This window comes from Vibrio sp. LQ2 (assembly GCF_023920125.1).
Taxonomy (GTDB): domain Bacteria; phylum Pseudomonadota; class Gammaproteobacteria; order Enterobacterales; family Vibrionaceae; genus Vibrio; species Vibrio fluvialis.
The window spans coordinates 234,950-247,917 of sequence record NZ_CP085308.1; the positions used below are offsets into that span (position 1 = coordinate 234,950).

Genomic DNA, 12,968 nt, shown 5'->3' on the forward strand with positions numbered 1-12,968 from the left:
GACCCCGTATTAAAGTAGGCCGTGTGGCCCAAATAAGTAAAGTAGCTAAGGATAAGTATGAAACGTCTGTTTTCTCTTGTTGCTCTGGTCATGGTTTCTGTTGCGTTTACCCCGATGGCGGACGCTGCCAAAAAATTTGGTGGTGGTAAGTCGTTTGGTAAAAGCTACAAAACAGCGCCAGCACCAACACAGCAAAACCAAAACACCAATACACTGAAACAACAAGACACTTCGAAAACAGCGCAAAGCTCGACCAAAAAAGGATTGATGGGCGGCCTGCTTGGCGGTCTGCTGGCGGGTGGCCTGTTGGCAGCCTTCTTCGGCGGCGCCTTTGAAGGCATCCAGTTCATGGATATTCTGATCATCGGTTTGATTGCGTTTGTGATCTTCAAACTGATGCGCGGCCTGCTTGGCGCCAAGCAGGGCAGCATGAATCAGCATCAACAGCAGCAGCCGGCGTTTGGCGGCATGAACCGCAACGCGTTTGAGCAGCCGAACGTGCATAACTTCGAACAGCCACAAAACAGCGGCGGTTTCGGCAGTCAGATGCAGAGCGACATTCCGCACAACTACCCAGCCGGTTTCGACCGCGTGGCGTTTGTCAACGGTGCGCGTGAGCACTACCGTATTCTGCAAGGTGCGTGGAACCACAACCAACTGGAGACCATTGAAGAGTATGTGTCACCAAGTTTGTTTGAAGATCTGCAAGCCGAGCGCGCGAAGATCGACACCGATCCGCAAACAGACGTGATGTACGTCGATGCAGAGATTGTGCGTGCCGACTACGACGCAAGCAAAGCTCAGCTGAGCCTGCAATTCAGCGGTCGTTACCGTGATGCAGGCGAAGGTATCGAAGAGAACATCGAAGATATCTGGCATCTGGAACGCGACCTGACCACACCAAATGCACCGTGGTTGATCGTCGGTATCCAAGGCTAAATGGCCACTCACTTGAACAAAAACGCCCAAGCCTGTCTTGGGCGTTTTGCTATCTGCGTGATATAACAGAGGCACTCAACGACATATTAATCCTCCGGCAGCGCTGATTCAGGGCTTCCGGGCAAAAACGAAAGGAAAGTCACGTGGCCGAATTCAAATACAAAAATCTGACTCAGGAAGAACAGGACAAAATCGATGCGGCGGTATTTCGTCGTCTGCTGGCGCATCTGGATGACAACAAAGATGTGCAGAACATCGACCTGATGATACTGGCGGGCTTCTGCCGTAACTGTTTCTGCAAATGGTATGAGTCAGAAGCAAAAGATATGGGGCTGGAGCTGAACATCGACGATGCACGCGAGCGTGTGTACGGCATGACGTACGATGAGTGGAAAACCAACCATCAGCCGAAAGCGACACCCGAGCAACTGGCTGCGTTTGAAGCGCGTCAGAAGAAGTAATTCGAAAGCCGCCATTTCTGGCGGCTTTTTCTTTTCTATCCAGCAGCAACTGACCATTCGTTTCAATATCAGTCACTTCAACGTCAGCCGCTTCAATGTAAGTTATTTCAACGGCAGATAGATGTCGGTTTGCAAGTCACACTCATCCACTTCGTGGATCAGATTCAGATAGTGGAAGAAGCATGGGTAATCACGTAGCTCTTCACCGCTTTGCGGTAACCAGTCGCGATACAGCGCGTACACACTCTGACTGATCGCATCATGGCTGCCGTGATGGCGCAGCACTGCGCAGCGTCCAGCCGGAATAGCGCCATTTTTCACGCCGTAGTCATTGTCTTTGATGGGTTGGCTGACGCTGCCTGCGATATCAAAGCGAAACAGCGCTGGCTCGGTTTCATTGGGATCACTGTAGGGAATGCCGTATGTGGCGCTGGTGGTCACCGGCGATTCACCACTGGCGCGTCGCCAGGCAATAAACTGCGCGGCGGTATCGAGCACCTGCTCGGGGGCACCACAATGTTCGATGTAGGCGATGCGGGTTTCGGCAAAATGAATAATGTTCACGTCCACAAGGTTGACTCCTTTTGCGGGGATTTCAAATTGAAATTGCGAGTGCCATTGCTGCCACTCAGGCTGATTTCTAAAACCGGACGGAGACTGACCAAACGTGCGTGCAAAGGCTCGGGCGAACGCTTCAGGGCTGTCGAACTGAGCTTCCAGCGCGATATTCAGTACGCTGATGCCGGGTTCAAACGCCAGTCGGTAAGACGCCCGCTTGAGTCGCGCCAAGGTGAGATACTTGGCGGTGCCGACGCCGATCTGCGCTTTGAACATGCGGTGAAAGTGGTACTTGGAACAGTGCGCCAGCGCGCTCAGTTGTTCAAGCGACAACTCGTCATCCAGATGGCGATCGATGTAGTCACACACGCCTTGTATGCGCGAATGCAGCGAATGGGTCATCACATTTCTAATCCTGTTTGAGAAAACAAAGCCATGGTCGCATTCAGGGCTGTGAAGATCCTGACCGAAATTGCGCACTTTGCGCCAAGCTTGCTTGAAGCCTTACAACTTAACCAGTGGCGGCAGCGGTTGCAAATTGATCAGTGCCTGACGGGTGATGGCCGGTTGGCGGCTAAACAGCATCAATGGTTGGAACGAGGACTGGTTGAGCGCCGTGACATCAATCAACTGGGTGAGCGCGTAAAAGCGATGCACATACTGGCGGGTTTCTTGGGGCAGTGACAGACGATGAAACTCACGACTACCTGCGCGTTGAATGGCGCGCGCGACCCGTCCTTCGCCAGCATTGTAAGCCGCCAGGGTTAACGCTAGGTCGCCGCCGAATTTGCGATGCAAAAACGCCAGATAGTTCAGCGCGGCGTCAGTGCTGGCGAACACATCCAAACGCTGATCGTTCGGGGCGGTTTGCAAACCGTAACGCTGGGCGGTGGCCGGCATCAATTGCCACAATCCGCGCGCGCCGGCGTGAGAAATCGCATTCGGGTCAAACGACGATTCCAGCATCGGCAGCAGCGCCAGTTGCTGTGGCAGCTTTTTATGGTCTAACTGATTGAAAATATGCGCCAGCAGCGGCTGATAGGTCTCCAGACGCGACTCAATCTGATGCTGATAGGGCGACAGCAGGGCGCGCTGCGAGGCAATCGCGTCATCCAACGAGAGCGCGGTAGTGTGGGCGCTAAACAGCAGTATAAGGAAGCTCCCTGTCAGCCGGTACAACTTGGAGTGGGATTGATGGCGTAACAGGGAGCGTAATTTCATATCGCGTCGGCGATGCGTTCTTCGTAGGTCGGTGACGGTTGGGTCAGCTCGCCCAGCAGTTCATGGAACGTGGCGGAGCTCAGACCGTTATCCTGATTGAGGCGCTGACATTGCTGAATCAATACATTCAGCACCTGCCATTGTTTTTCAATTCGTGTTCGTAAGCTGGCGGGCAGTGCACTGAACAGGCGTAACACGCCTTTGTCGCTGTTGGGCAGCGCTAAGCGTTGTAAGCATTGCGTTCGGTGCGACGCATTGCGGTGCAGTTGGTTCAGTACCGGCACTTGCTGGCGAATGTTTTTGCCCAGCGCATCGCCGTTAAATTGCAGATACAGCGCTTTTTGCTCGGTCAGCAGCGTATGCAACTGGCGATAAAGCTTCAGGTCTTCACTAATGGTGAACATAAAACTTTGCATCAGTTGTCCGCGGTTCGAGGCCATGATCTGCTCCTTGCGTGCCGGTTTATTCGTGTCCGGTGTGGAATTGCATCAGCGCCTGAGACAGCGCTTTACTGTCGAGGCTTAACTCGCCGCGCGCCAGTGCAGAGCGCACTTGTTCCACTTTTGCCATATCGACATCCGGCAGTGCCGCCAGTTCGGCCTGTGCTTTTTCCAGTGCCACGGTATTGGCATTCAGCGCGGGCTCGCTCACAGACGTGGCTTGGCTTGGCGCAACGGTTTTTTTGCTTGCTTGCTGGAATGTGGTGTGTGGGACGTGGCCGCCCGAGACCTTATCAATTTTCATAAGCTTGATGTCCTCAATCTTCGTCGTCACTGGTAACAGGCGACCAAGAGCAGGGCAGAGTTAAATGCACAAAGCGAATTTGTGCAAAAAAATGAATGACTGAAAGTTTGTACTCGAAATCCGGGGCGGATTTCGAGCGCCACAATGAAAAAGTGTTACCTTCAGTCAAAATTTGCAGCCTGAATCAGAACTGAGTGTGCACCTGATTCAGCCCGGTCACCACGGCGTGCACCACGCTTTGCGAGGCGCTGTTTTGCACTTCGATTTGATCCCCGCGCCCGCCATCTTCCAAAGCGACGCCTTTGGTGCTGGCATTCACCCCGTCTTTCGCGGCGATGATCACCACCTGATTGCCCTTGATGACCAACGGTGGCTTGCTGACCAACGTCGGATCGAGAATTTGTCCGGCGCGCAGGCGGCGGTTGACTTCCAATCCGCTCGCTTCATCGATGCGGGTGAAAAAATCATCCTGACGGGTGAGGGTGCGGTCTTCCAGTGTCAGCATGGAGGGCTCTATGCGCCCGCCGCGTGCCAGCGCCGTTTGTGTGACGACCACTGGCAGGGTGAGCGACGCTTTGATGGTGACGTTAATGCGCCATGCGGTATCGCCTTCCTCGCAACGTACCATGCGTTTGAGATGGCCGACGGGCAGCAGTTGGTTATCGCGTCCGGTGACGAGCAGCGGCGCCTGACATTCCGGCAGGTGACTGGCAGCGCCCGGAATCCAGAGTTGCCACTGCGCTTGGTACGGCGGCCATTCGCGCTGCGTGGCAAGCTGAGCGATTTCCTCGTCGAGCGAAGCTTGCACTGCGTGTCGAATCTGCATTTCTGAGCGATTTTCCTGCGCTGCGACTGGCAGTGCCAACAGCAGCGCCAGCATCAGCACCACGTTCCTCCGCGCAGAGGAAAAAATCGTTTCCCCTTGGCGTAATCGCGCTTCCGATAGGCGGAAGTTGTGTTTCCTTTCTGATTTATAAGTCATTGTTTTTAATTGAATAATTTTATGGCATGCATCTTGTTTCGTCTAAACGCACCTTGAGCCGACTTGTAAGGAACAGACATGGCCATTTCATTTGAAACCGCGTTAGGCGTTCACCCGGAGGCACTGAATTTTCGCGTTCAGCGTACCAAAGTCCTCGCGAGCAACCTAGCAAATGTTGACACCCCGGGATACCTGGCCAAAGACCTGACATTTAAAACCGTCATGAGTACGGCTGGTAACCGTGGCGTCAATCCGGGCATTCCGGAATGGCAGGTGGAATCTCAATATTCGATTCCTTACCAGAACAGCAAAAACGGCAACACCGTTGAGCTGGGTGTCGAGCAAGCCAAGTTCACGCAGAACAACATGGATTTTCAAACCAGCCTGACATTTCTCAATATGAAATTCAACGGCTTAGCGAAAGCGATTGAGGGACGTTAATCATGCCTTTTACTGATATTTATTCGATTGCCGGTTCGGCGATGACCGCGCAGACCGTTCGTCTGAACACGGTCGCGAGTAACCTGGCGAACGCCGATGCCGTGTCGGCCAATCCGGACGACGCCTACCGCGCGCTGAAACCGGTCTTCGCCACGGTGTACAACAAAAGCCAACTGGCAACCGGCGATAACGTGTATCCAAGTGCAGAAGTGCGCATCGTCGACGTGGTGCAGAGCGCGGGTCAGGCGGAAAAGCGTTTTGAGCCGCACAACCCGCTGGCCGATGGCGATGGCTACGTGTACTACCCGGATATCGACGTGGTGGCGGAAATGGCCGACATGATGTCCGCGACGCGCAGTTTTGAAACCAACGTTGAAGTGCTGAGCAACGTGAAAAGCATGCAGCAAGGGCTGCTCAAACTTGGGCAGGGTAGCTGATGAGCATTGCACAATACACCGCCTTGTCGGGTGATACGTCCGGCAGCGCAACCACCACCAATACGGGCATCAGCAGCAATGGTTTAGATGCCAACGATTCGACCTCGCTGCAAAACGAATTCATCTCGTTGATGGTGGCGCAGATTCAAAATCAGGATCCGCTGAACCCGCTGGATGGCACCGAATACGTGGGTCAGCTCGCGCAGTTTTCTCAGGTGCAGAGCATGGAGAACATGTCGAGCCTGATGCAAAACAGCATGGTGCTGCTTGACAACATGCAAGTGCTGTCGACCGCGGGTCTGGTCGGTCAAACGGTCTACGTCTCCGGGAACGAATTTGAACTCACCGACGCGCCGCAAAGCGGCAAAGTGGAACTCGATTATGCGTCCAGCCAGGTCAATCTGGTCATTGCGGATGAGTTCGGTCAAACCACCAAGCTGCCACTGGGCGCCCATCCGGCGGGCGATGTCGATTTCACCATCGATCCAGAAGCGCTGGGCCTGAAACCCGGCAACTATAGCGTCAGCGTCGAAGTGCAGGACGGTCAGTCGTCACCGAATGTATTGCTGGCCGGCACGGTTGAACAAGTGCGCATTCCAAGCACTGGCGGTTCGGCCATGGTGAACATTGCCGGTGTCGGCAGCGTGCCTTTCTATCAAATCACCCAATTTGGCGCCTAAACCCAAACAAGGAAACAGAGGTTAATTTATGAGTTTTAATATTGCTCTCAGCGGCTTGGATGCAACCAACACCGAACTGAACACCATCAGCCATAACATTGCCAACGCATCGACTTACGGTTTTAAAGGCGCGCGTACCGAATTCTCTGCGGTGTACAACGGCATGCAGCCGGGCGGCGTGGAAGTGGCGTCGATTTCGCAGAACTTTGATAAGAATGGCTCCGTAACCGGTACAGGCCGTGCCATGGATTTGGCGATCAACGGCAGCGGCTTTTTCGTCACCAAAGACAGCATGGGCCAAACGCTGTATACCCGTTCGGGCGTGTTTGGCACGGATAAAGACAACTACGTGGTCGGCAACACCGGCGCCAAGCTGCAAGGTTACAGCGTGGATGGCAACAACAATCTGTTGAGCGGTTCGGTGGGCGACATCAAGATCAGCACTTCATCGCTGTCCGCCAAAGCGACCGACTCGCTGGAGTTTGTTGCCAACTTTAACGCCAGCGCGGACGCGATTGACCAGACGGTGTACCCGTTTGATCCGGCCGATCCGAATTCATTCAACTCCTCTTACACCTCCAAAGCGTACGACTCGCTGGGCAACAGCCACACGGTGACGCAGTACTTCACCAAAACCGCGGACAACACCTGGGAAGTGAACGTGCAGGTGGACGGCGCGGCGACGGCAAGCGCAACAGTGCCAGTGACGTTCAATACCGACGGCACACTGAGCTCACCTACCGGCAGTTTTAACGTCGCGTTTCCGGCCGCAGGCGCCAATGCGATGAGCATTGATGTCAGCCTGACCGGCAGCACCCAGTTTGGTGCCGATTTTGGCGTCAGCACCAACAACCCGAACGGTTACACCTCTGGTGAGCTGGCAGGCGTGCGTGTGGAAGGCAACGGCATGGTTTACGCCACCTACACCAACGGTGAATCACAGTTGCAAGGTCAGGTGGTGCTGGCGAACTTCGCCAACCCACAAGGTCTGGCCAAAGTGAGCGGCACCGCGTGGACGCAAAGCTTCAGCTCTGGTTCGCCGACGGTCGGCGTACCGGGTACCGGCACACTGGGCGATTTGACGCCGGGGGCACTGGAAGGATCGAACGTTGACCTGACCAGCGAACTGGTGAGCCTGATGACCGCGCAGCGTAACTATCAGGCCAACGCCAAAACCATCTCGACCGAAGACAAGCTGACTCAAGCGCTGTTTAACGCGATCTAACGGAGCCGACGATGGATAGTTTGCTGTTTACCGCCACCTCCGGCGCGAGCCGGGTTCTCAAAGCGCAGCATGTGCGTTCGAACAACTTATCGAACGCCGATACTGCGGGTTTTCGTGCGGATATGGAACGCGTGCGCAGCGTGCCACTGCAAGGTTCGGGGTTCGATGGCCGCACCATGGTGGTCACCAACTCGGCCGCAACCCGTTTCGACAGCGGTGATGTGGTGAAAACCGGACGTCCGCTCGATGTGGCCGTGATGGGCGACGGTTACCTGACGGTGCAAACCCCGGAAGGCGGCGAAGCCTACACCCGCGCGGGCAACATCGCGGTGGATGTGAACGGCGCGCTGAGCATCAACGGCTTTGCGGTCATTGGCGAGAACGGCGCGTTAGTTCTGCCGGATTTTCAGAAAGTGGAAGTGAGTGAACGCGGCCGCATTTCGGTGATTCCGCCGGGCGGCGGTGCGGAAATTGAAGTCGGTACGCTCAAGCTGGTGAAAGCCAACGACAACCAGCTGCAAAAAGAGAGCGACAGCCTGCTGCATACGGTCGATGGCGTGCCACTCGCGGCGGACAACAGCGTGCAACTGGCACCGGAACACATCGAAGGCAGTAACGTTTCCGCGATTGATGAACTGCTGAATGTGATGTCATTGACACGTAACTTCGAAATGCAGATCCGCATGATGAAAACCGCAGAAACGTTGGCGCAAGCCGGAAACAAATTAATGAGCGCGCGTTAAGCGCTCGACCAATAAGGAGAGACTCCGATGCATTCAGCATTATGGGTAAGCAAAACCGGGATGGCGGCACAAGACACCAAAATGACCGCCATTTCCAACAACCTGGCGAACGTCAATACGGTCGGCTTTAAGCGTGACCGCGTGGTGTTTGAAGACCTGTTCTACAGCATTCAGCGTCAGCCGGGCGCGCAGGTCGATCAGGTCAACGAGCTGCCAACCGGTGTTCAGTTGGGGAGCGGTGTACGCGTGGTCGGCACCCAGAAAGTTTTCACTCAGGGCAACACGCAAAATACCGGTCAGGACTTGGATCTGGCGGTGATGGGGCAAGGCTTTTTCCAGATTGAAAACTCAGACGGCCAAATCATGTACAGCCGCAACGGCCAGTTCCACGTCAACTCGGAAGGCTTGATGGTGAACAGCCAGGGCCTGCCGCTGCAACCGCAGATTCAGGTACCGGACGATGCGATTTCGCTGTCAGTCGGCGTTGATGGCACAGTGACGATTACCACGGCCGCTGACTCCACACCGCAGGAACTCGGTCAGATCACGCTGGCGAAGTTCATCAACCCGGCCGGTCTGGAAGCGCTGGGCGGTAACTTGTTCCGTGAAACCGAAGCCAGTGGCGCAGCCGATGAGCTGATTGCCGGTGAAGATGGCGTCGGCAGCATCAAACAAGGTGTGCTGGAAGGCTCCAACGTGCAGGTGGTGGAAGAGATGGTCGACATGATCACCACGCAGCGCGCCTACGAAATGAACGCCAAAGTGGTCTCGGCCGCCGATGACATGCTCAAGTTTGTAGCGCAGTCGGTGTAAGGATGAATCAAGCGATGAAGGAAAGAGTGATGGCAAAGTTGAGCAAAGTCGGGCTTCTGAGCGTGCTGATTCTGGCCGGATGTGCCGGACGGGACGAATTCACGCCGCCGTCTCCGGACGAAGAAAAATACGGCCCGCCAACGCTGGACTACTCTCTGCCTGCTGCCCAGTCGGGCAGCCTTTATCGCCATCAATACGCGATGACCCTATTTCAGGATCGCCGCGCTTACCGCGTGGGCGATGTTCTGACGGTGTTGTTAGCGGAAGAAACCCAGTCGAAGAAAAGCGCCGATACCCAGTACGGCAAAACGTCCAGTGTCGGCCTGAGCGCGCCGGTGGTCGGTGGGAAAACCTTCGACAAACTGGCGGCCTCGATTGACGGCGACCGCAGCTTTGACGGCAGCGCGTCCAGCTCACAAGGCAACAAGCTGGAGGGGGCGATCACTGTGACGGTCAGCGAAGTGCTGCCCAACGGCGTGATTCGTATTCGCGGCGAAAAATGGATTCGCCTCAATCAGGGCGATGAGTTCATCCGCCTGACCGGCATTGTGCGGGTGGACGACATCAGCCGCAACAATCAGGTCTCTTCGCAGCGCATCGGCGATGCGCGCATTACCTATTCAGGCCGCGGCGCACTGGCAGACAGCAATGCGTCCGGCTGGCTCACTCAATTCTTCAACAGTCCATGGATGCCATTTTGATGAAACAACGCAACACCTTCTTCACCACGGTTTTGCTGGCGCTGACGCTGGGGCTTGCAACCACCGCCAAGGCGGAAGTGGAAATTCCGATCATGGATTTGGTCGATGTGCAGGGGATTCGTGAAAACCAACTGGTGGGTTACGGTTTGGTGGTGGGCCTTGACGGTCAGGGCGATCGCAATCAGGTCAAATTCACCGCGCAATCCATCACCAACATGCTGCGCCAGTTCGGGGTGCAGATTGATGAATCCACCGACCCGAAACTGCGTAACGTGGCCTCGGTCAGCGTGACCGCGACCGTCGATCCGATGGCCGGTCCGGGTCAGACGCTCAACATCGTGGTCTCCTCAATCGGTGACGCCAAAAGCCTGCGCGGCGGCACACTGCTGCTGACGCCACTGCGCGGCATCGACGGGGAAGTGTACGCCGTGGCGCAGGGTAATGTGGTGGTCGGCGGCGTGTCGGCCGAAGGTCGCAGCGGCTCAAAAATTGCGGTCAATACACCGACATCCGGCCGCATTCCGAATGGTGCGACGCTGGAGCGTGAAATCCCGACCGACTTTAACGATCGCGACACCGTGACGCTCAACCTGCGCGAGCCAAGCTTTACCACCGCGAAAAACATCGCGCGTGAAATCAACGACACCTTTGGCCCGGAAGTGGCGGTTGCCATCAACAAAGGCCGCGTCGAAATGCGCGCGCCGAAAGATACTCAGCAACGCGTAACCATGATGTCGATGCTGGAAGAGATGAGCGTGATGGAAGGCCGCAAGCCAGCCCGCATCGTGTTCAACTCGCGCACCGGTACGGTGGTGATTGGCAAGAACGTCAAAGTCGGCCAGGCGGCGGTCAGCCACGGCAACCTGACGGTGAGTATCACCGAATCGCAACAGGTCAGCCAGCCGAACGCGTTCGCCAGCGGTGATACCCAAGTGGTCGATCAATCCCAAATCGACATCAATGAAGACAACGCGCAGATGGTGATCTGGCCGGAAGGCACGGAACTCAACACCATCGTGAATGCGGTCAACAGCCTCGGGGCAACACCGACCGATTTGATGTCGATTTTACAAGCCTTGCATGAAGCAGGGGCGCTCAACGCAGAGTTAGTGGTCATCTAAGGAGCTGAGATGAAGATTGATACGGGAAGCGACAGCAGTTCAGTAAATTCAGTGCTGTATCACGACAACAACGCGCTGGCGAACATCAAGAACGCCGCCGACAAACACGCCGCGCTGGAAACCGTGGCCGGTCAGTTCGAGGCAATGTTTCTCCAACTGGTGCTGCGCCAGATGCGCAGTTCCAGCGATGTGATGGCCGATGAAGACAGCCCGTTTAACAGCAAGCAGCAGGGCGTATTCCGCGACATGTACGACGGCCAGTTAGCGATTGAGATGGCAAAAAAGCAGCGCTCCGGCATTGCCGATATGCTGGTCAAACAGCTCAGTCCGGTGGTCGATGGTGCGGGCTCCAATGTGGTTGAACTGGCCGCGGCGGCGGAACGGGCATCACACAATCGCAGCGCCGCCCCCAATCCAGTTAACAATACCGCCAATGCGGTCGCCTCTCTTTCTCAGGAAACCACCAAAGTGGCGGTGACGAATGCTTTTAGTCAGCCACTGATTAGACCTTTGGAGCGATAACGGACATGAACCTCGTCAACATTGCCTTAAGCGGACTCAACGCTAACCGTGTCGCACTCGATGTGACGGCGCAGAACGTCGCCAACATCAATACGCCGGGATACAGCCGCCAACAGGCGCTGATGGCCTCAGTCGGTGGTGCGAAATACGACAATCTGAGTGCAGGCATGGGGGTAGAAGTGACCAGTATTCGCCGAGTCACCGATCAGTTTCTGGTGAAGCAAACCTGGTCGACCGGCAGCGTTGCGTCTTACGCGTCGCGTTACACCAGCAGCATGAGTTATCTGGAAAACACGCTCGGCGCCGATGGCTTTAGCCTCTCTGCCGGGCTGGATAACCTGTTTGCAGCGCTGCACGATGCAACGTCCAAACCGGAATCGGTGCCGCTGCGCCAACAAATCATCAATGAAGCGGAAGCGCTGTCGCGCCGTTTCAATACGCTGACCGAGTCGATGTATAACCAACACAAAGACATGAACGATCAGCGCACGGCCGCCGTCGCGCAGGCGAACAGCGTGATGGCCAACATCGCCGAAGTGAACAAACAGATCGTCGAGCTGAAAGGCACCGGCGGTAACCCGGCGCAATTGATGGACACTCGTGACGCGCTGGTGGGCGAACTGGCGAAAATCGTCGAAGTGAAAACCACCGATCAAGCCGACGGCAGCATGCAAGTGACCCTGACATCCGGCCAGCCGCTGGTGATGGGCAGTGAACACGGCACGCTGAAAGCGATTCCCGATCCGAGCGATGCCTATCTCGCGACCATGCAAGTCGAATTTGGCAAGCAGAGCTTTGCTATTCCTGGCGATCTCGGTGGTGAGCTGGGCGCGATTAACGAATATCAAACCGACGTGCTCAAACCGTACATGACGGCGCTCAACGACATGGCGCAATCCATGGCCGATTCGTTCAATACCGAACTGGCGCTGGGTTTGGACCTCAATGGCCTGCCGGGTAAGGCACTGTTTAGCTACGATCCGGCCAACCCGTCATCGAGCCTGACCATCACCGATATCACGCCGAACGAACTGGCACTGTCGGGCGACGGCAATCCGGGTAACAGCGACAACCTGACGGCGCTGATCGCGATCAGTAATCAGGCATTCTCGATCAGCGGTTTTGGGTCGCTGTCGCTCAACGATGCGTTTACCGGCATGGTCGGTGAAGTGGCTATCAAAGCGCGTCAGGCCGATTCTGATTATCAGGCCAAAAACAGCATGAACGAACAGGCGGTCGCTGCGCGTGACAACATCAGCGCGGTCAACAGCGATGAAGAAGCGGCCAACCTGATGACGTTTGCCAACGCACACAACGCCAACATGAAAGTAATCAGCACCGCGAATCAGCTGTTCGATTCCGTACTGCAATTATTCTAAG

Annotated in this window: 17 protein-coding genes; 12 read left to right on the top strand and 5 right to left on the bottom strand. The window is 55.7% G+C overall.

The genetic code is table 11. From position 1 onward, the window contains the following. Window positions 1-57: 57 nt before the first annotated feature. A complete protein-coding gene (locus LGV68_RS01210; protein ID WP_020432021.1) occupies window positions 58-939 on the top strand; it encodes a Tim44 domain-containing protein in 882 nt (293 codons plus the stop codon). Window positions 940-1,082: 143 nt separating this feature from the next. After that, window positions 1,083-1,400: a DUF1244 domain-containing protein gene (locus LGV68_RS01215; RefSeq protein ID WP_158125216.1), complete on the top strand. Its 318-nt coding sequence runs from the start codon at window positions 1,083-1,085 to the stop codon at window positions 1,398-1,400. 102 nt (window positions 1,401-1,502) lie between these two features. Here the strand turns inward: LGV68_RS01215 and LGV68_RS01220 are convergent, their stop codons facing one another. From LGV68_RS01220 to flgA, 5 genes are all read right to left on the bottom strand, one after another. Beyond that, a complete protein-coding gene (locus tag LGV68_RS01220) occupies window positions 1,503-2,360 on the bottom strand; it encodes an AraC family transcriptional regulator (RefSeq protein WP_020329926.1) in 858 nt (285 codons plus the stop codon). 102 nt (window positions 2,361-2,462) lie between these two features. Further along, entirely contained in the window at window positions 2,463-3,107 is a 645-nt protein-coding gene (locus tag LGV68_RS01225) for a lytic transglycosylase domain-containing protein (RefSeq protein ID WP_165880049.1), read from the bottom strand. Between the two features lie 68 nt (window positions 3,108-3,175). Then, window positions 3,176-3,619, bottom strand: coding sequence for a flagellar export chaperone FlgN (gene flgN, locus LGV68_RS01230; RefSeq protein WP_252536056.1), 444 nt, complete (start codon window positions 3,617-3,619; stop codon window positions 3,176-3,178). Window positions 3,620-3,641: 22 nt separating this feature from the next. Continuing rightward, window positions 3,642-3,923, bottom strand: coding sequence for a flagellar biosynthesis anti-sigma factor FlgM (gene flgM, locus LGV68_RS01235; protein WP_020329928.1), 282 nt, complete (start codon window positions 3,921-3,923; stop codon window positions 3,642-3,644). 184 nt (window positions 3,924-4,107) lie between these two features. After that, window positions 4,108-4,809, bottom strand: a complete 702-nt coding sequence (gene flgA / locus LGV68_RS01240) for a flagellar basal body P-ring formation chaperone FlgA (protein WP_252536804.1) — start codon at window positions 4,807-4,809, stop codon at window positions 4,108-4,110. 174 nt (window positions 4,810-4,983) lie between these two features. Between flgA and flgB the strand changes: the two genes are divergently transcribed. The 10 genes from flgB to flgK are packed head-to-tail and all read left to right on the top strand — an operon-like array spanning window position 4,984 to window position 12,967. Then, window positions 4,984-5,346 carry a flagellar basal body rod protein FlgB gene (gene flgB, locus LGV68_RS01245; RefSeq protein WP_004725069.1) on the top strand — a complete coding sequence of 121 codons (363 nt, stop codon included), beginning with the start codon at window positions 4,984-4,986 and terminating at the stop codon, window positions 5,344-5,346. 2 nt (window positions 5,347-5,348) lie between these two features. Then, a complete protein-coding gene (gene flgC, locus LGV68_RS01250) occupies window positions 5,349-5,783 on the top strand; it encodes a flagellar basal body rod protein FlgC (protein ID WP_004725070.1) in 435 nt (144 codons plus the stop codon). Continuing rightward, entirely contained in the window at window positions 5,783-6,463 is a 681-nt protein-coding gene (gene flgD / locus LGV68_RS01255) for a flagellar hook assembly protein FlgD (RefSeq protein ID WP_222724903.1), read from the top strand. Before flgC ends, flgD begins: the two co-directional genes overlap by 1 nt. 28 nt (window positions 6,464-6,491) lie before the next feature. After that, window positions 6,492-7,688: a flagellar hook protein FlgE gene (flgE, locus tag LGV68_RS01260; protein ID WP_014204707.1), complete on the top strand. Its 1,197-nt coding sequence runs from the start codon at window positions 6,492-6,494 to the stop codon at window positions 7,686-7,688. Between the two features lie 11 nt (window positions 7,689-7,699). Then, entirely contained in the window at window positions 7,700-8,431 is a 732-nt protein-coding gene (locus LGV68_RS01265; protein ID WP_252536057.1) for a flagellar basal body rod protein FlgF, read from the top strand. Window positions 8,432-8,458: 27 nt separating this feature from the next. Then, a complete protein-coding gene (gene flgG / locus LGV68_RS01270) occupies window positions 8,459-9,244 on the top strand; it encodes a flagellar basal-body rod protein FlgG (protein WP_004725074.1) in 786 nt (261 codons plus the stop codon). Between the two features lie 29 nt (window positions 9,245-9,273). Continuing rightward, a complete protein-coding gene (gene flgH / locus LGV68_RS01275) occupies window positions 9,274-9,945 on the top strand; it encodes a flagellar basal body L-ring protein FlgH (protein ID WP_020329935.1) in 672 nt (223 codons plus the stop codon). After that, the gene (locus LGV68_RS01280) at window positions 9,945-11,066 is read left to right on the top strand and encodes a flagellar basal body P-ring protein FlgI (RefSeq protein ID WP_020329936.1); all 1,122 of its coding nucleotides are present in this window, start codon (window positions 9,945-9,947) and stop codon (window positions 11,064-11,066) included. Before flgH ends, LGV68_RS01280 begins: the two co-directional genes overlap by 1 nt. 9 nt (window positions 11,067-11,075) lie before the next feature. After that, a complete protein-coding gene (locus LGV68_RS01285) occupies window positions 11,076-11,588 on the top strand; it encodes a rod-binding protein (RefSeq protein ID WP_024373233.1) in 513 nt (170 codons plus the stop codon). 5 nt (window positions 11,589-11,593) lie between these two features. Then, window positions 11,594-12,967 (top strand): flagellar hook-associated protein FlgK, encoded by a 1,374-nt coding sequence (flgK, locus tag LGV68_RS01290; RefSeq protein ID WP_004725078.1) that lies wholly within the window; start codon window positions 11,594-11,596, stop codon window positions 12,965-12,967. The last annotated feature ends 1 nt before the right edge of the window (window position 12,968 follow it).